The following is an 18,483-nucleotide window of genomic DNA, read 5'->3' as shown; positions in this document are numbered from 1 at the left end:
ATACAGCTAACCAAAATAACCATAAAAAAGGGGATAAAAAAATGTTACGTTCAATGTATGCAGGTATTTCAGGTATGAAAAATTTCCAAACGAAATTAGATGTTATCGGAAATAATATCGCCAATGTTAATACAACAGGGTATAAAAAAGCAAACGTGACTTTCCAAGATTTAATGAGTCAGACAACAACAGGTGCACAAGGTGCAACTGCTACTCGTGGGGGAGTCAATGCTACACAGGTTGGGCTTGGTTCTCAGCTTGGTACAATAAGCAACATTCACACACAAGGATTTCAGCAGGTGACAAATAACCCGCTTGACTTGACAATCGAAGGTGATGGAATGTTTGTATTGCAGGAACAAGGGGGTACAACGTATTATACAAGAGCTGGAAATTTCTATTTAGATGATAATGGCGCGATTGTTAATCCGAATGGATTGTATCTTCAAGGTGCTAATGGAAATATAACAATACCAACTGATGCGCAAAGCTTCAGTATTCAAACAGACGGTACGATAAACTATATTGATGCTGCTGGTGCAACACAAGAAGCTGGGCAAATAACGCTGGCAAGCTTTTCGAATCCTGCCGGGTTAGTAAAAGACGGTAGCAATTTATACTTAGATTCACCTAATGCAGGTTATAACGGTACAGTTACTCCTGAACAGAATGGAGCAGCTTCGATCATAAGTGGCTCACTTGAAATGTCAAACGTTGATCTTTCAGAAGAGTTTACAGAAATGATTACAGCACAGCGTGGTTTCCAGGCAAATACTAGAATTATCACAACATCTGATGAGATTCTTCAAGAGCTAGTAAACTTAAAACGATAATAAGGGGGTAGGGAGTATGCTTAAACCTGTACTCCCGCCATATACATGATTACTTTAAAAAGGCTGAATGACGATGAATTTGTACTAAATGCCGTTTTAATTGAACAGGTTCAGTCGCTGCCAGATACAACGATTTCCTTAATTAATGGAAAGAAAATTGTTGTAAAGAACAAAGCCGATGATGTTATACAAAAAATTACAGAATACTACCAACAAATAGGATTAGCACGAGTTCAAATAAAGGCTGGTGAAGAGGATGAGTAAGTTAGTAAAGACAATGATTACATCACTTGTTGTATTATTAGTTATTGCAATTGCTTCATTAGTAGTTGTATTAAATGTGGCAGGCGAAAATGAAAAAGGTGATGCACAAACGATTGATGACATTGTAAACTATTCCTATGAATCACCTGAAATCACAACCGATTTAGCAGATGGAGCATTTGTTAGAATTCAGTTTCAAATTGTAACGGATGGGAAAGAAACATTAAAAGAGGTTGAAAAGCGTGATTTCCAATTGAAAAATATTATTATTAAAGAGCTTGCAACGAAAACAGAAGAAGATTTTAAATCCGGACTTTCCGAGTTAGAGCAAGTTGTTAAATCAAGTTTAAACGAACTAGTGGAAGAAGGAGAAATCACAGAAGTATATACAATCAACAAAATACTTCAATAGAATGAAAGCTCCTAATAGGAGGTGGGTATGATTAATGGATGAAGTTCTCTCACAAAATGAAATAGATGCACTATTATCTGCGATAACCTCAGGTGAAATGGATGCTGAAGAACTAAAAAAAGAAGAGCAAGAGAAAAAAGTACGCGTGTATGATTTTAAACGCGCATTGCGTTTCTCTAAAGATCAGATAAGAAGCATCTCTAGAATTCATGAAAATTATGCAAGAATGCTAACAACTTATTTTTCATCGCAGCTAAGAACGTATGTTAATATTTCGGTTACATCTGTTGATCAGGTGCCATTTGAAGAGTTCGTACGCTCAATACAAAAAGTGACAATATTAAATATTTATAGTGTTGAACCGTTAGATGGTAATTTAATCATGGAGGTTAATCCAAATATTGGTTATGCATTGCTTGACCGAATTCTAGGCGGAAAAGGTAACACGATTAACAAAAACAACAATTTAACGGAAATCGAAAAGTTATTACTACGTCAATTTTTCGAAAAAGCTGTGTATACATTAGAAGAATCGTGGGCTTCTGTAACAGAAATAAAGCCACGATTAGAAGAGTTTGAAGAAAATCCTCAATTTTTACAGATGGTTGCACCAAATGATACGGTTGTCGTCGTTTCGATGACAGCTGCAATTGGGGAAACAACTGGTATGATTAATATTTGTATCCCACATATAATTTTGGAGCCAATTATTCCGAAGCTCTCTGTGCATTATTGGATGCAAGCGGAGAAAAAAAATCGGGATGCTACAGCATTTAATAAAATGTCGAAGAACTTAAAGCAAACTGAAGTTGAAGTAAAATCGATTCTTGGTGAGGGTGCGATTGCAATCAATGAGTTTTTGGCACTAAAGCAAAATGATGTGATAACACTAGATCAGAAAATCGATTTACCGCTAAGACTTACTATTAATAATGAAGTTAAATTCCTCGTGCAGCCAGGCAAGTATAAAAATAAAATGTCTGTACAAATATTAGATGAAATAAAAAGGGGTGAGCAATATGATGAATGATGGCATGCTTTCACAGGAAGAAATTGATGCGCTATTGAATATTTCTGATGAAGACAAGTCAGATGAAAATAAGCAAAGCTATCTTTCCGATATTGAAATTGATGCACTAGGAGAAATTGGTAATATTTCTTTTGGTAGCTCTGCCACCACACTTTCCACTTTATTAAATCAGAAGGTGGAAATAACAACACCAATAGTAGACGTCATAGAAAGAACGGATATTGGTGATGAATTTACCTTTGAGCCAGTAAGTATTCAAGTGAATTACATAGAGGGATTTACGGGAAAAAACGTGTTTGTTATAAAAGCTGGGGACGCAGCTATTATTGCAAATATTATGCTTGGTGGTGATGGGACAAATCCAGATAGTGAATTGAATGAAATCCATTTAAGCGCAGTTCAGGAAGCGATGAATCAAATGATGGGTGCAGCTGCAACGAGTATGTCAACCGTGTTTAATAAACGCGTTGATATCTCTCCGCCTTCAATATTGGATGAAGAAGTAACTGGAGTTAAAAACGAAGATGTTTTTGATGAAGAAGTCTATGTAAAGGTGTTTTTTAAATTAACTGTTGGGAATCTGATCAATTCGAATATGATGCAATTAATTCCGTTGCGCTTTGCAAAAGAGCTAGTTAATGAGCTGTTAAATGGGTCGGAAGAACACGCAATTGAGAAAAAGGAGAGCGCTGCGACGCTTGAAGCTGAAATCCCGGTTACTGAGAATAGTGTAGCTAAACAGCAGGAGCAGGCTGTTTATAATAACTCCTTACAAGCAGAAACAAGAGATGACCCAGCTGAACCGCAATATTTGGGTCATAAAGTTACAAGCTCACATGCAGAGGTGCATCAGGCAGCTTTCTCTGATTTTGAAAAGGTTGAGCTGAATACTGGTCAGCAACGTAACCTTGATATGTTACTTGATATCCCATTAAAAGTTACCGTTGAACTTGGCCGAACAAAAAAATCAATTAACGATATACTTGAACTGGCTTCAGGTTCTATTATTGAGCTTGATAAGCTAGCAGGTGAACCGGTTGATATTCTAGTAAATGATAAACTTGTAGCTGAAGGTGAAGTTGTTGTGATTGAAGAAAACTTCGGTGTTCGTGTTACAGATATTATTAGTCAGTATGACCGGATTAGGAATTTAAAATAATTAGGGGGAATAACCAAATGGCAGAACGAATTTTAATTGTGGATGATGCAGCATTTATGCGAATGATGATTAAGGATATCCTTACAAAGAATGGTTATGAAATAGTTGGGGAAGCACAGGACGGAGCGCAGGCGGTTGAAAAATACAAAGAATTGACACCTGATTTAGTAACCATGGATATTACGATGCCAGAAATGGATGGAATTACAGCATTAAAAGAAATAAAGAAAGTTAACCCAGACGCTAAAATCATTATGTGTTCTGCGATGGGACAACAGGCAATGGTGATTGACGCTATTCAAGCGGGAGCAAAAGACTTTATTGTAAAGCCGTTCCAAGCAGATAGGGTAATCGAAGCGATTCAAAAAGCTTTAAACTAAGAAACGAGTGAGCAGGTTGAAGAAAAAAATTCTTTACAGTTTCTGTTTGAGTACCATTCTTATTCTATCATTTTTCTCCTTCCAGACGGATGCAGCACCAAACAGTGTGTTGGAATGTCTGGGGGAGGAAGCTGATTGTGAAGATGATGAAATTCCAAAAAACGAATTGGAAGAAAACGAAAATGATAGTGATTTACTAACGGATAATAATAAGTCCAGTTCCATGGCGTTTGAATTAGTTAGAATGTTTTTTGCATTATTACTAGTTCTTGGATTAATTTATGTGCTGCTTAAGTTTTTAAATAAACGAAACAAACTTTTCAACCAGGTGAAGGCACTAGAAAATTTAGGTGGGATATCTGTAGGACAAAATCGTTCTATTCAAATCATTCGAATTGGAAAAAGACTTTATTTAGTTGGTGTAGGAGAAAATGTTGAATTGCTTCAAGAGATTACTGACGACGAAGTAAAGCAAGATATTGTACGTAATAATCAAGATACTCAAGATAGTTTTCCAATCAGTTCGTTGTTGTCACCTTTTGTTTCTTCCAAAAAAGATCAGACAAATCAATCGTCTAGCAGTGAATTTAAGAAGCTTTTCTCGAATGAACTTAACAATTTGAAGCAAAGCCGAAAAAATATGATTAATAAGCACAAGGAAGATACACATGAATGAATTTATCGATATATTTTCTAGTTCGGATCCAGCTAATGTATCCACGTCTGTTCGGTTAATACTTTTACTAACCATCTTTTCGCTAGCGCCAGGAATATTGATTTTAATGACAAGCTTCACGCGAATAATTATTGTGCTTTCATTTGTTCGGACTTCTTTAGCAACACAACAGATGCCGCCAAACCAAGTACTCATTGGTTTAGCCCTATTTCTTACTTTTTTTATTATGGCTCCTACATTCAGTGAGGTCTATCAAGAAGCGCTACAGCCACTTTTTGATGAAGAAATTACTTTGGATGAGGCATATGAAAATGCCAGTGCACCTTTAAAGGATTTTATGGCAAGGCATACGAGGCAAAAGGATTTAGCTCTATTTCTTGATTATACGCAAACAGAGCCACCTGAAACGGTACAAGATATTCCCCTAACTACATTAGTTCCTGCTTTCGCAATAAGTGAATTAAAAACGGCATTCCAAATGGGCTTTATGATTTTTATCCCATTTTTGATTATTGATATGGCTGTGGCAAGTGTTCTGATGTCAATGGGAATGATGATGCTTCCACCAGTTATGATCTCGTTGCCGTTTAAAATTTTACTCTTCGTGTTGGTGGATGGATGGTATTTAATAACGCAATCCTTACTTAATGGTTTTTAGAGGTTCACGCACTTTAAATGTGAGTATAGTAAAGAAAGGAGCTTCTACTTATGAGCAGTGAATTCGTATTGACCTTGGCTGAGCAAGGAGTTTATACAATATTACTTGTTACAGGCCCATTGCTTATATTAGCTCTTGCGGTCGGTTTGTTGGTAAGTATTTTTCAGGCAACGACGCAAATACAAGAACAAACATTAGCCTTTATCCCAAAGATTGTCGCTGTTTTTATAGGGCTGATCTTCTTTGGACCGTGGATGCTTACGACAATGGTTGAATTTGCATCCTCTATTTTTCAAAATATTAATCAGTTTGTAGGGTAAATCATGCTTGATTTAATTTCTATTACGAGTCTACCAGTTTTTCTGCTTATATTCGTACGGGTATTGGCATTTTTTGTTACGATGCCGTTATTTTCTTATCGAACAGTGCCATTACCATTTAAAATAGGTTTTAGCTTCTTTCTAGCAATGATTATGTTTTATACAGTCGATGCTTCCCAACTGGTCGTCGACGAAATGTATATTTTTCTAATAGTTAAAGAAGTGTTAGTTGGAGTACTAATTGGCCTCATTTCATTTATTATCGTATCTGCAATACAGGTAGCTGGTGGTTTTATTGACTTTCAAATGGGATTTGCGATTGCGAATGTGGTGGACCCACAAACAGGAGCACAAAGTCCATTGACAGGACAATATTTATATATGATTGCACTATTATTTTTATTAGCGGTTGATGGGCATCATTTGATTATTGATGGAATATTTAATAGTTATCGTTTTATTCCGCTGGAAACATTTATTCCATTTCAGAATAATTCAATTGCAGAATTTGTCATTACAGCTTTTAATAGTATGTTTATTATCGCTTTCCAAATTGCAATTCCAATCGTTGGCTGTTTGTTTTTGGTAGATGTGGCACTTGGAATTATTGCGCGTACTGTACCGCAAATGAATGTGTTTGTTGTAGGGCTGCCGCTTAAAATATTAGTTAGTTTTCTTGCGATCCTAGTGTTTCTAGCTTTGTATGTGACGCTGGCAAGAAACCTTTTTACAGCAATGTTTGAAACGATGCGTGGACTAATGCAGCTTTTCGGAGGTGCTTAATTTGCACTTGAAACTTGATTTACAATTTTTTGCAGGTGAAAAAACAGAAAAAGCTACTCCAAAAAAGCGTCTCGATGAACGAAAAAAAGGAAAAGTAGCAAAAAGCCAGGACATAAATACAGCAATTTTATTATTATTTTGTTTTTCTACATTGTTTTTGTTTGGCGGATTTATTTTGGAGCATATGACAGGAATATATGAGCGTACTTTTATTGAATTTCTCGACTGGGAATTAACGGAGAATACTGTTCAGCAAATACTGAACAGTGCAACGGTCGAAGCAGCAAAGATGCTTGCACCTATAATGTTAATCGCAATTGTCGCAGGTTTCGCCTCTAACTTAATGCAAGTAGGTTTTTTGTTCACAACAGAGCCATTAAAGTTTGATCTAAAGAAAATTGATCCGATTCAAGGAGCAAAACGGATTTTTTCAATCCGAGCACTTGTTGAGCTATTAAAATCCTTATTAAAAATCACCTGTATTGGCGGGATAACATTCTCTGTGATTTGGCTTTATAAAGATGAAATGCTGATGACGGCATTTACGAACGCTGAAAATGCATTAGCTTTCTTTGGAAGAGTTACGAGTGTTATGGCGTTTGCAGCAATTATAGCTTTATTATTATTAGCGGTGTTTGACTATGCTTATCAACGGTTTGATTTCGAAAAAAATATGCGGATGTCAAAGCAGGATATTAAGGACGAATATAAGAATGTTGAAGGGGATCCTTTAATTAAATCGAAAATCAAGGAAAAACAAAGGCAGATTGCAACGAGAAGAATGATGAGTGAGGTACCAAATGCGGATGTTATTATTACAAACCCTACACATTATGCAGTAGCAATTAAATATGACGAAGAAAAGGCTAATGCTCCTTATATACTTGCAAAAGGTACAGATCAAATAGCATTAAAAATAAAAGAAATAGCTAAAGCAAATGACGTAATTACCGTTGAAAACAGGCCATTAGCAAGAGGGCTGTATCGTGCGGCAGAGATAGGGGATATCATACCGGAAGAATTCTTTAAGGCTGTTGCAGAAGTACTAGCATATGTATATCGATTAGAGAAAAAGATTTAAAAAGTATATAAACGACTGGGCGTGGCTGTCTTGGGAACTAAGCTATACACAGCTTTAAAATTTCGGGCACACCAAACAGCAAGTAAGGAGAGACATAAATGAAAGCGCGGGATTTATCAGTACTTTTAGCAGTTATATTAGTAATCATCATGCTGGTCATCCCGCTACCGGGTTGGCTGTTAAGTGTGCTGATTTTAGTAAATATTATTATAGCGCTAATGGTTATCTTAGTATCGATGAATACACAGGAGCCATTACAGTTTTCGGTATTTCCAACAATTATCTTACTCGTAACTTTATTCAGGCTTGCGTTAAATGTTTCGACCACAAGGTCAATTCTAGCGGAAGCAGATGCTGGTGGAGTAGTTGATACCTTTGGATCATTTGTAATTGGAGATAATCCACTTGTTGGTTTTGTTGTATTTATCATATTGGTTATTATAAACTTTCTTGTTATTACAAAAGGTTCGGAACGTGTCTCTGAAGTAGCTGCGCGATTTTCACTTGATGCGATGCCAGGTAAACAAATGAGTATTGATGCAGACCTAAATGCTGGTTTGATTTCCGAAAGTCAAGCTAGAGAGCGACGTGAAAAAGTGGAAAGGGAAGCCGATTTCCATGGTTCGATGGATGGTGCGAGTAAATTTGTTAAGGGTGATGCAATTGCAGGAATCATTATTGTTCTAATTAATGTTGTATTCGGTTTAATAATTGGGATTGTACAAATGGGAATGCCTTTTGGAGAAGCTGTTAATACTTTTATTCGTTTAACTGTGGGAGACGGTTTAGTCAGTCAGATTCCAGCATTACTTATGTCAACCGCTACAGGAATTGTTGTGACGCGATCAGCTGGTAATGGAAATCTTGGCTCAGAAGTAACAGGCCAATTACTGCAATACCCAAAATTATTATATATTGCGGCGGGTACGATTTTTCTTCTTGGCCTAACTCCGATTAATTTCTTTTTAACGACAATGTTAGCGTCTATATTAGCATTGAGCGGTTACTTTCTGGAAAAGCAATCCAAGATGCCGCCGGAAATACAAACAGAAGAAGAAGAGGATCAAACAGAGAGCTCTGCGATGAAGTCTTCTGAAAATGTTGTCAGCCTTCTAAGTATGGACCCAATTGAATTTGAATTCGGTTATGGACTAATTCCTCTGGCAGATACGAATCAAGGCGGCGATTTACTGGACCGAGTTATTATGATTCGAAGACAGCTTGCAATTGAACTTGGTATTGTTATTCCAGTTGTCCGGATTCGAGATAATATTCAACTAAACCCAAATGAATATCGATTAAAAATTAAAGGAAATGAAGTCGCATCGGGTGAACTTTTACTAGATCACTATTTAGCGATGGCTCCAGATTTCAGCGATGATACTCTTGATGGAATAGATACGAAGGAACCGGCATTTGGTTTGCCTGCAAAATGGATTAGTGAAGAAAACAAGGATGAAGCAGAACTATCTGGTTATACGGTGGTAGATCCACCATCTGTTGTATCGACACACATTACAGAAGTAATTAAGCGACAGGCACATACATTGTTAGGCAGACAGGAAACGAAACAATTAATCGATCATTTGAAGGAAAGCTATCCAATTTTGGTTGACGAGGTAACCCCTGAACCACTTGCAATTGGCGATGTGCAAAAAGTTCTTGCTAAATTGCTGAGAGAAAATATTTCCATTCGTAATTTGCCAATTATCTTTGAAACATTAGCTGATTTTTCGAAAATGACGAATGACACAGAGCTTCTTGGGGAATACGTGAGACAAGCACTTTCTTCACAGATTACAAATCAGTATGCAGGTGAGGATATGCAGATGAAGGTGATTACAGTTTCAGGTAAAGTTGAAAAGCTGATAGCTGATCATATACAGCAAACGGAACATGGCAATTATTTAGCGCTTGATCCAGACTCCCAGCAAGAAATTATTAAGACGATTCATACAGAGGCAGAGAAACTTGCACTTCAAGAAGAGTCTACCATTGTACTTTGCTCACCTGCCATTCGAATGTATGTAAAGCAATTGCTTGATCGATTCTTACCGCAAGTAATTGTGCTTTCTTATAACGAACTTGAACCAGATGTACAGGTACAAAGTGTTGGGGTGGTGAATGTAGCATGAAGGTAAAAAAATATATAGCAGACACTATGCCTGAGGCAATGAATCAGGTTCGAAAAGAACTTGGTCCCGATGCAGTAATTCTTAATTCAAAAGAAATTCAACAACGTGGGATGTTTGGTTTTTTTAAGAAGAAACAGATTGAAGTTGTGGCGGCTCTTGATCCTAGTCCAATAACACCTAAGAAAAACCCTGAGCAAGTGGCAGAACAACCTCGAATGAATAAAACAAATAAACCAAAGTTAGAAAATGAGCATGTACTACTGGAAATTAAAAACCTGAAAAAAATGATTGAAGTTCAGTCTCGACAGGGAGGATTAAGTTTCTCCCCTTCTTATCAAGTAGCTTATGAACATTTGATTGATCAAGAGGTTCACCCTAAGCTGGCCAAGGAAATTGTGGAATTGGTGTTAGAGAAGCAAGGTGACACAGAAATAGATGTTATCATGAATAATATCGGTTTAATAATAGAAGAGAGACTAAGCAACGTTTTAGCACCCATTCCATTAAACAAGAAGATTATTCAATTTGTAGGTCCAACAGGAGTAGGGAAGACGACTACGATTGCAAAGGTTGCGGCTAAGATGATGCTTGAAAGTGATAAAAAAGTTGCTTTCGTAACAGCTGATACGTATCGAATTGCTGCAGTGGAGCAATTAAAGACCTATGCGCGAATTTTAAATGTGCCACTTGAGGTTGCCTACAGTATTGATGATTACCATCAGGCGATTACTAAATTTTCGAGTTATGATGCAATTTTTGTTGATACAGCTGGTAGGAACTTTCGTGATCCGAAATATATTAATGAATTGAAAAAAACGATTGATATGTCCATGATGGAAACCTATCTTGTGTTATCTTTAACAACAAAGCCTAAGGATATTGTAGAAATCTACGAGCAATTCGAGCACCTTTCGATAGCGGGTGTCATTTTCACAAAACTGGATGAAACAAGACAATATGGCAGTTTACTAAATATTGCTCTAGAAAAGCAAGTTGGAATTGCTTATTTGACAAATGGTCAAGATGTTCCTGATGATTTGCTCGAAGCAGATAAACGAGTAATACGTAATCTTCTGGTAGGTGATTATGATGAAGCATGATCAAGCAGAGGGGCTGAGGAGAAAGCTTGATAGTCGCAACCATCCAAATAACGCAAAAACGGTCGCAGTTATAAGTGGAAAAGGTGGCGTAGGTAAGTCCAATTTTGCGTTAAATTTCTCTTTGCAACTCATAAACAACGGCAAAAAGGTATTACTCTTCGACTTGGATGTTGGAATGGGAAATATCGATATTTTGCTAGGTAGCCGAGCAGAGAAAACGATTGTTAATTTGTTTGAAGAACGTTTATCTATACTTGATGTAATTGAACAAGGACCAAAAGGGCTAGCGTATATTGCAGGAGGTTCTGGATTGTCAAATTTCTTCCAGATGGACGAATCAGACCATGATTATTTTTACGAACAATACAAGGAATTGTCCTTAATTTATGATTATATTTTATTTGACATGGGTGCAGGTGTTACGGAGGACAGCTTATTTTTTATTCTTGCCTCAGATGAATGTATTGTGATTACAACACCGGAACCAACATCCGTTACAGATGCATACGGGATGATAAAGCATGTCGTCAATCGCAAACAAGATATGCCTTTACATGTCATATTAAATCGTGCATCCAATTATCAAGATGGTTTGAAAGCATTAGAACGATTTAAAGCTGTTGTGACCAAGTTTTTAAAAGTAGAAATTCAATCGATTGGGATTATTCCTGATGATAGGGTTGTTACACAGGCAATTGTAAGACAGATTCCTTACACGTTATATAATGAAAAATCCAAAGCAGCTAAAGCATTAAAAGATATTACATACAATTATGTAACACATACAAAACAAGTGAACCGAACACCTTCTTCCTTCGTTCAACGATTAAAACATTTGATGGAGAGGTAGTTATTATGAAGCAAATTCGCGTTATTGTTATCGATGATTCTGCTTTTATGAGAAAAGTGATTTCCGATATTCTTGCAAGCGATCCTAGAGTGAATGTGATCGCAACTGGTCGTAATGGAGAAGATGGAATAAAGAAAATTATAGAACTACAACCAGACGTCGTAACGTTGGATGTGCATATGCCAGTAATGGATGGGATCGAAGCACTTTCGATTATTATGAGGGAAAATCCAACTCCGGTTGTGATGCTTTCAAGTGAAACGAAAGAGGGTACAACAAAAGCGATTCAGGCTATATCGAATGGCGCCGTTGATTTTATTACAAAACCATCTGGAGCTATCTCATTAGATATACGAAATATCCAGCAGGAAATTATTTCGAAAGTTGTTACGGCTTCACAAGTTAATTTGAATAAGAAGCAATTGCACAAAGCGACTGATTGTCAGATGGAAGCTCCAATCCAAAAATACTATGATAAATCAATCATAACGATTGGTACATCGACAGGAGGGCCTAGGGCACTTCAACAAGTGCTTACAAGTATTTCAGATTCATTTACTGTACCAATCTTAATTGTCCAGCACATGCCTGCCCGCTTTACAAAATCGTTAGCTGAACGTCTTAATACACTTAGTCCAATTCGTGTGAAAGAAGCGGTGCACGGTGAAATTATTGAAAACAGTACTGCTTACATTGCTCCTGGTGATTTTCATATGACAATTAATAAAATTGGCACTTCACTTGCAATCAGTTTATCAAAGGATGCTCCTGTCAAAGGGCACCGTCCATCAGTAGATACATTATTTTGCTCGATAGCTGGTCTGAAACGAATAAACAAAATCGCAATTGTATTGACTGGAATGGGAAATGATGGATCGGCCGGTATTATCGAAATGAAAAAGCAGGATCCCAATACGATTGTCCTAGCTGAATCGGAAGAAACATCGATTGTATATGGTATGCCGAAAGCAGCTGTTCAGACAGGATATGTTAACCAAGAACTTTCATTAAATCAATTTGGCTCAATACTTGCTAACTTAACAAAATAGAGATTTACTAGGAGGAATAAAATTGGAAAAGGCATCGACACAAGATCGAAAAATGATTGTATTTCAATTGCAGGATGAAGAATATGCGGTTCCTGTTAATCAAATTGGGTCTATCGAGAGGCAACAACCAATAACTAGGGTACCCCAAACTTTACCATATGTGAAGGGAGTAATAAATCTTCGCGGAGTCGTAATTCCGATTATTGACTTACGATTACGATTTGGTATGGAAGAAACTGATTTTGATGCAAATAAACGGATTATTATTGCTCAAATAAACGAGATGGAAGTAGGTCTGATTGTTGACGTAGCAAATGATGTTATTGATATTCCTGAAGAACTAATTGAGCCTGCACCAGAGGTTATTGGTACCGTTAATGCTGATTATATTGAAGGTGTTGCCAAAGTAGATAACCGTTTACTTATTCTACTTGATCTGCAAAAAGTACTATCCTTCCAGGATATTGATGTGCTTAATGCAGTGGAAGGCTAAGCAATGGAATTTGTACAGTTAACAACGATGCAGAAAGATGTGCTTAGAGAAATAGGAAATATTGGTGCGGGAAATGCAGCTAGTTCGCTCTCTATCCTATTAAACAAAAAAATTGAGATGAAGGTACCCTCTGTTCGTATTGCTGGATTTGATGAAATCATGGAATTAACTGGTGGCTCTGAGAACACAATTGTTTGCTTATTATTTCGCATTCAAGGAGAGGCTCCAGGTACAGTTTATTTAATATTTACAATTGAAGAAGCTGAGTATTTTGTAAGAGAATTGACAAATGATCCGGGGTTTACCTTGCTCCAATCAGAGCAAGAAAATGAAATAGCGCTTTCAGCATTACAAGAAATCGGCAATATTGTAACAGGATCATATCTAACAGCTCTATCAGATTTTACAAATATTAATATGCAGCCTTCTGTCCCATATCTTGGAATCGATATGGCAGGAGCGGTGTTAACGGTTGGTTTGCTGGAGCTCTCGCAAGTTTCTGATTATGCCATTGTTATTAATACAGAAATTAGTCATGATGGAACAAATCAAGGTATTCAGGGGAATTTCTTTTTATTACCAGACCCTGAATCTTTCGCTAAAATATTTGATGCGTTAGGAATAAATGATTATGAATGAAACAGGTTTAGTAGTCAAAGTTGGAATTGCTGACTTAAAAGTTGTGCAAGTTCCTGATTTAATTCGAACCTCAGGTTTAGGTTCATGTGTTGGTGTGATCGTCTACGATTCTTCGAAAAAAATTGCGGGGCTTTCTCATATCTTGCTTCCGGATTCAGCCTTGGCAAAGCAAGCTAAATTGAATGTGTACAAATATGCAGATACAGCAATTCCTTATCTCATTAACTTGCTGCTTGAAAGAGGTGCAAGAAAATATGCACTAAAAGCGAAACTGGCAGGTGGTGCTCAGATGTTTCAATTAAGTTCAGGTTCAGATATTATGCGAATTGGACCAAGAAATGTTGAAGCGGTCGAAAAACAACTGGCAGAACTTAAGATTCCTGTTGTTGCATCCGACGTAGGCGGAAATGCTGGAAGAACAATTGAGTTCGATCCAGAAACAAGTCAATTAAAGATACGACAAGTGAATAAAAAGGAATTTTATATTTAAATTCTCAACTTTCATAATGAGGAATAGACGTTTGTTTTTGATCAAATTAAGCAAGTTAACTATATCCGTTTCACTTGTTTTTGGTTTTAGGTTAACTTTTTAAAGTCGCGGTTGGTAGAAACTACGGACTAATGATTATTTGCTTAATCTGAGCAATGATCGCCGTCCGGGATCGCTCCGGGCGGAGGCTCACCAGCCCCCCTAAGGCGTGCGAAGTATATTTCCGGAGCGGATATACGCACAAACATTATGTGTTAATTCGAAGTTTATATATTTTATGCTGTAAACAATAACTATTGTAATGGAAACATATCCAGTCTGATATTTAGAAAAGAACGTTCGTTTTATAAGGATCTGATAAGCTATTTATTGCACAAATGATTGAGTGAATACTTATTTATTAACGGAAAAGGAGGAGCGTAGAAAAAATGAAATCAGGAAATTCCCTTCTTGAAGATAAGCTTTGGAATGACTGGATAACGAATAAAAGCAGTGAAGCAGCGAATGAATTAATTGTCAATTACATGTATCTCGTCAATTTCCATGCGGAACGTATTTCAAGCCAACTCCCAAAAAGCGTAAGTAAAGAAGATGTCAAAAGCTTGGGACTTCTTGGGCTTTATGACGCGTTGAAAAAATTTGACCCAACTCGTGATTTGAAATTCGATACGTATGCCTCCTTTCGAATTAGAGGTTCGATTATTGATGGATTAAGAAAAGAAGACTGGCTTCCTAGATCAATACGAGAAAAAGCAAAAAAAGTTGAACAAGCAGCAGAGCAATATGAACAAAAACATCATAGAGAAGCGACTGCAGGTGAAATAGCCGAAATGTTGGGGATGTCGATAGAAGAAGTGGAAACCGCTATTAAAGACTCACTCTTTGGTAACATTCTTTCAATTGAAGAAAAGCCAAAAGGTAATTCGAGTGAATTGAAAGAAGGAATTGGTTATTCGATTCCCGATAATTCCACGATATTACCCGAGAGTCATCTAACGAAAAATGAATTAAATAACGAACTCGTTCAAGGGATAAAAATGTTAAACAAAAATGAACAGCTTGTTGTCAGTCTGTTTTATAATGAAGAATTAACCTTTACAGAAATAGGACAGGTTCTTGGGCTAACAACCTCCAGAATATCGCAAATCCACAAACGGTCTATTTTTAAGCTGCGAAAAACGTTAAATAAAATGCAAGTATTTGCTAATTGAATTGAAAACATATCAAGAATCTCCAGTGCAAACAACATATTGATGGAAGTACAGATGCACACAGCTTCTTTACGACAAAATTTAGATTCAACCTTAGCGTTACGACTAAACAAAAAGGAATGATAGCTTCTGAGTTGGAAATCCATTGAAATGCAGGTTGCACTTCCTAGAACGCAGGATGCTGGGAAGATGCAGGATAATATGGTAAAGCAGGGACAGCATTTCCAGGAATCATTGGCACAGACTCAAAGGAAACAAGAAGAACGAACCCGGAAGCGGGTTAATGAATTTGAAAAAACCGAGAAAGTAAAGAATAAAGAACAGCATTCGAAAAACCTCATTAACAAAAAGACTCAACTGGAGCAAAGTGAAGAAGAGTACAAAATGAACCATCCTTATTTAGGAAGTCAGATCGATTTTAACGGATAGAAGGAGAAAGAATATGGTTTCATTCTTAATCATTATCAGTTTTTTATTGCATTTTATTACGTTTATTGCAATCTATATGTTTTTCAAACAGTTACAAAACGTAAAGACACAAGATCTGAATGAGATAATAGCGTTATTTGATACGTACTTACAAGAGGTTAAAGCAGAAAACAACCGATTACAGCAACTATTAGAGGATCGCAATATAAAGACTGATCAAACGCATACAAAGCAGGAAGAACCAGAAACTGAGGAATACGAAAAATCTCACGATATTCCTATCCCAGACGATGTTGGAGATACCGTGGTTGCATCTCTGGAATCCAGGGTTTTGCAACTGCATAATCGGGGTGTTCCAGTTGATGAAATAGCTAAAGAATTAAATTGTGGTAAGACAGAGGCAGAAATAATTATAAAATTACATGAAAAGATGCAGTAAAAGCTTGATATCAACAAATCATTATGGTATAGTAACTTTTGGTGTAAATACTATGTTTATTTTCATAGAATGAACAAGTTTTATAAAACACACGTTCAGTAATTTGTATGTTTGGTGCTATTTTATAAATAGTCTACATACAAAAATGACCTGAACGGAGGAAAAAAACCATTAGGAGGAATTAAAATGTCAGCAATTTCTATGAAGCAATTGTTAGAAGCAGGTGTACACTTTGGACACCAAACACGCCGTTGGAATCCGAAAATGAAAAAATACATTTTCACGGAGCGTAACGGTATCTATATCATCGACTTACAGAAAACAGTTAAAAAGGTTGATGAAGCATACAACTATGTAAAGGATATCGCTGCAAATGGCGGAACTATTCTTTTTGTTGGAACAAAAAAACAAGCACAAGATTCTGTAAGAGACGAAGCAATTCGTTCTGGTATGTACTATGTTAACCAACGTTGGTTAGGTGGTACACTTACTAACTTCCAAACAATCCGTAAACGTATCAATCGTTTGAAATCAATTGAGCGTATGGAAGAAGACGGAACTTTCGAAGTTCTACCGAAAAAAGAAGTTGTTAATTTACTAAAAGAAAAAGATCGCTTAGTGAAATTCTTAGGTGGAATTAAAGAAATGACAAAGCTTCCAGATGCATTGTTCGTTATCGATCCACGTAAAGAGCGTATTGCTATCGCTGAAGCGCATAAATTGAACATTCCTATCATCGGAATTGTAGATACTAACTGTGATCCAGATGAAATTGATTATGTTATCCCTGCAAACGATGACGCAATTCGTGCGGTTAAACTTTTGACTTCAAAAATGGCAGATGCTATTTTAGAAGTAAAACAGGGTGAAGAAACTGAAGTTGTAGAAGAAAAAGCAGAAGATGCTACAGAAGAAGTTGTAGAAGAAGCTGCTCAAGCTGCTGCAGATTCAACTCAAGAGTAATCTTAGAAAAGGTGGGGTGATAAGAGGATGGAAACCTTTTATCACCTTTTTTAAAGACTGAAATCAAAAGGGTTAATATTCAAAGGAGGACAATGCAATGGCTATTACTGCTCAAATGGTTAAAGAATTACGTGAAAAAACTGGTGCTGGAATGATGGATTGTAAAAAGGCACTACAAGAAACTGACGGTAACATGGATAAAGCAATTGACTACCTACGTGAAAAAGGTATTGCAAAAGCTGCTAAAAAAGCAGATCGTATTGCTGCTGAGGGACTTACACATATTGAAATTGATAACAATACAGCTGCAATTCTTGAAGTGAACTGTGAAACAGATTTTGTTACAAAAAATGATCAATTTAAAACGCTACTTACTCAATTAGCACAACATATTGTGAAGCAAAAACCTGCAACTGTTGAAGAAGCACTTGGACAAGAGCTAAACGGTGAAGGTGAGTCATTAGAAACGATTATTAACAGAGCCGTTTCAACAATTGGTGAAAAAATCTCTTTACGTCGTTTTGCAGTTGTAGAAAAAACAGATAGTGATGCATTTGGTGCGTACCTTCATATGGGTGGCCGTATTGGTGTTCTATCTTTAATTGAAGGAACAACAGATGAGCAAGTTGGAAAAGATGTTTCCATGCATGTTGCAGCTGTAAACCCTCGTTATGTTTCACGTGATGCAGTTTCTGAAGAAGAAGTAAATCGTGAGCGTGAAGTATTAAAAACACAAGCACTAAATGAAGGAAAACCTGAAAATATCGTTGAAAAGATGGTTGAAGGTCGTTTAGGGAAATTCTTTGAAGAGATCGTCCTTTTAGAACAAAGCTTTGTTAAAGATCCAGACCAAAAAGTGAAAAAATATGTTGCGGATAAAGGTGCAACTGTTAAATCATTCGTTCGCTATGAAGTAGGAGAAGGAATGGAAAAACGCGAAGAAAACTTTGCAGATGAAGTAATGAGCCAAATTAAAAAATAAGACTTAGGGTGCGTGTTCAAAAAGGAGGCTAAAAAGGACCGAGAAGTTCAAGGCGGCGTAGTTTTGAGTACCGGGTTACACAGGATGTGTTGACTTCGACGTTCGAT

Annotated in this window: 23 protein-coding genes; all 23 read left to right on the top strand. The window is 36.8% G+C overall.

What is annotated here, in order from left to right; translation table 11 throughout:
- The first annotated feature begins 41 nt into the window (after positions 1–41).
- On the top strand, positions 42–833 hold the full coding sequence (flgG, locus tag D1B32_RS06230) for a flagellar basal body rod protein FlgG (protein WP_095308640.1): 792 nt from the start codon (positions 42–44) through the stop codon (positions 831–833).
- A gap of 45 nt (positions 834–878) precedes the next feature.
- Positions 879–1,097, top strand: a complete 219-nt coding sequence (locus D1B32_RS06225) for a flagellar FlbD family protein (protein ID WP_095308642.1) — start codon at positions 879–881, stop codon at positions 1,095–1,097.
- Positions 1,090–1,509: a flagellar basal body-associated protein FliL gene (fliL, locus tag D1B32_RS06220; protein ID WP_118888924.1), complete on the top strand. Its 420-nt coding sequence runs from the start codon at positions 1,090–1,092 to the stop codon at positions 1,507–1,509. The genes D1B32_RS06225 and fliL overlap by 8 nt, the downstream gene beginning before the upstream one ends.
- A gap of 34 nt (positions 1,510–1,543) precedes the next feature.
- Positions 1,544–2,539 (top strand): flagellar motor switch protein FliM, encoded by a 996-nt coding sequence (gene fliM, locus D1B32_RS06215; RefSeq protein WP_118888923.1) that lies wholly within the window; start codon positions 1,544–1,546, stop codon positions 2,537–2,539.
- Positions 2,529–3,698, top strand: a complete 1,170-nt coding sequence (gene fliY / locus D1B32_RS06210) for a flagellar motor switch phosphatase FliY (protein ID WP_118888922.1) — start codon at positions 2,529–2,531, stop codon at positions 3,696–3,698. Before fliM ends, fliY begins: the two co-directional genes overlap by 11 nt.
- Positions 3,699–3,715: 17 nt before the next feature.
- On the top strand, positions 3,716–4,078 hold the full coding sequence (locus tag D1B32_RS06205) for a response regulator (RefSeq protein WP_095308650.1): 363 nt from the start codon (positions 3,716–3,718) through the stop codon (positions 4,076–4,078).
- A 16-nt stretch (positions 4,079–4,094) separates the two neighbouring features.
- Entirely contained in the window at positions 4,095–4,754 is a 660-nt protein-coding gene (locus D1B32_RS06200; protein WP_118888921.1) for a flagellar biosynthetic protein FliO, read from the top strand.
- Complete coding sequence (fliP, locus tag D1B32_RS06195; protein WP_095308654.1) at positions 4,747–5,412, top strand: flagellar type III secretion system pore protein FliP; 666 nt, start codon at positions 4,747–4,749, stop codon at positions 5,410–5,412. The genes D1B32_RS06200 and fliP overlap by 8 nt, the downstream gene beginning before the upstream one ends.
- Positions 5,413–5,462: 50 nt before the next feature.
- Positions 5,463–5,732 (top strand): flagellar biosynthesis protein FliQ, encoded by a 270-nt coding sequence (gene fliQ, locus D1B32_RS06190; RefSeq protein WP_095308656.1) that lies wholly within the window; start codon positions 5,463–5,465, stop codon positions 5,730–5,732.
- 3 nt (positions 5,733–5,735) lie between these two features.
- Positions 5,736–6,515, top strand: a complete 780-nt coding sequence (gene fliR / locus D1B32_RS06185) for a flagellar biosynthetic protein FliR (protein WP_118888920.1) — start codon at positions 5,736–5,738, stop codon at positions 6,513–6,515.
- Position 6,516: 1 nt separating this feature from the next.
- Positions 6,517–7,596 (top strand): flagellar biosynthesis protein FlhB, encoded by a 1,080-nt coding sequence (gene flhB / locus D1B32_RS06180; RefSeq protein ID WP_118888919.1) that lies wholly within the window; start codon positions 6,517–6,519, stop codon positions 7,594–7,596.
- A 98-nt stretch (positions 7,597–7,694) separates the two neighbouring features.
- The gene (flhA, locus tag D1B32_RS06175) at positions 7,695–9,731 is read left to right on the top strand and encodes a flagellar biosynthesis protein FlhA (protein ID WP_118888918.1); all 2,037 of its coding nucleotides are present in this window, start codon (positions 7,695–7,697) and stop codon (positions 9,729–9,731) included.
- A complete protein-coding gene (gene flhF / locus D1B32_RS06170; protein ID WP_118888917.1) occupies positions 9,728–10,831 on the top strand; it encodes a flagellar biosynthesis GTPase FlhF in 1,104 nt (367 codons plus the stop codon). Before flhA ends, flhF begins: the two co-directional genes overlap by 4 nt.
- On the top strand, positions 10,821–11,681 hold the full coding sequence (locus D1B32_RS06165) for a MinD/ParA family protein (RefSeq protein WP_118888916.1): 861 nt from the start codon (positions 10,821–10,823) through the stop codon (positions 11,679–11,681). Before flhF ends, D1B32_RS06165 begins: the two co-directional genes overlap by 11 nt.
- 5 nt (positions 11,682–11,686) lie before the next feature.
- Positions 11,687–12,730, top strand: coding sequence for a protein-glutamate methylesterase/protein-glutamine glutaminase (locus D1B32_RS06160; protein ID WP_095308668.1), 1,044 nt, complete (start codon positions 11,687–11,689; stop codon positions 12,728–12,730).
- A gap of 22 nt (positions 12,731–12,752) precedes the next feature.
- Positions 12,753–13,223: a chemotaxis protein CheW gene (locus D1B32_RS06155; RefSeq protein WP_379601044.1), complete on the top strand. Its 471-nt coding sequence runs from the start codon at positions 12,753–12,755 to the stop codon at positions 13,221–13,223.
- 3 nt (positions 13,224–13,226) lie between these two features.
- Complete coding sequence (locus D1B32_RS06150; RefSeq protein WP_118888915.1) at positions 13,227–13,862, top strand: chemotaxis protein CheC; 636 nt, start codon at positions 13,227–13,229, stop codon at positions 13,860–13,862.
- Positions 13,855–14,352, top strand: coding sequence for a chemotaxis protein CheD (locus D1B32_RS06145; RefSeq protein ID WP_095308672.1), 498 nt, complete (start codon positions 13,855–13,857; stop codon positions 14,350–14,352). The genes D1B32_RS06150 and D1B32_RS06145 overlap by 8 nt, the downstream gene beginning before the upstream one ends.
- Positions 14,353–14,780: 428 nt before the next feature.
- Entirely contained in the window at positions 14,781–15,563 is a 783-nt protein-coding gene (locus D1B32_RS06140; protein WP_095308674.1) for an RNA polymerase sigma-28 factor SigD, read from the top strand.
- A gap of 150 nt (positions 15,564–15,713) precedes the next feature.
- Positions 15,714–15,992: a hypothetical protein gene (locus D1B32_RS06135; RefSeq protein ID WP_240033746.1), complete on the top strand. Its 279-nt coding sequence runs from the start codon at positions 15,714–15,716 to the stop codon at positions 15,990–15,992.
- 13 nt (positions 15,993–16,005) lie between these two features.
- The gene (locus tag D1B32_RS06130; RefSeq protein ID WP_095308678.1) at positions 16,006–16,431 is read left to right on the top strand and encodes a DUF6115 domain-containing protein; all 426 of its coding nucleotides are present in this window, start codon (positions 16,006–16,008) and stop codon (positions 16,429–16,431) included.
- Between the two features lie 186 nt (positions 16,432–16,617).
- Entirely contained in the window at positions 16,618–17,394 is a 777-nt protein-coding gene (gene rpsB / locus D1B32_RS06125; RefSeq protein WP_095308679.1) for a 30S ribosomal protein S2, read from the top strand.
- A gap of 97 nt (positions 17,395–17,491) precedes the next feature.
- A complete protein-coding gene (gene tsf, locus D1B32_RS06120) occupies positions 17,492–18,376 on the top strand; it encodes a translation elongation factor Ts (RefSeq protein WP_095308681.1) in 885 nt (294 codons plus the stop codon).
- The last annotated feature ends 107 nt before the right edge of the window (positions 18,377–18,483 follow it).

The organism is Oceanobacillus profundus, from assembly GCF_003515705.1.
In the GTDB taxonomy this organism is placed as follows: Bacteria; Bacillota; Bacilli; order Bacillales; family Amphibacillaceae; genus Oceanobacillus; species Oceanobacillus profundus.
This window is presented reverse-complemented; position numbering and strand designations above follow the sequence as displayed.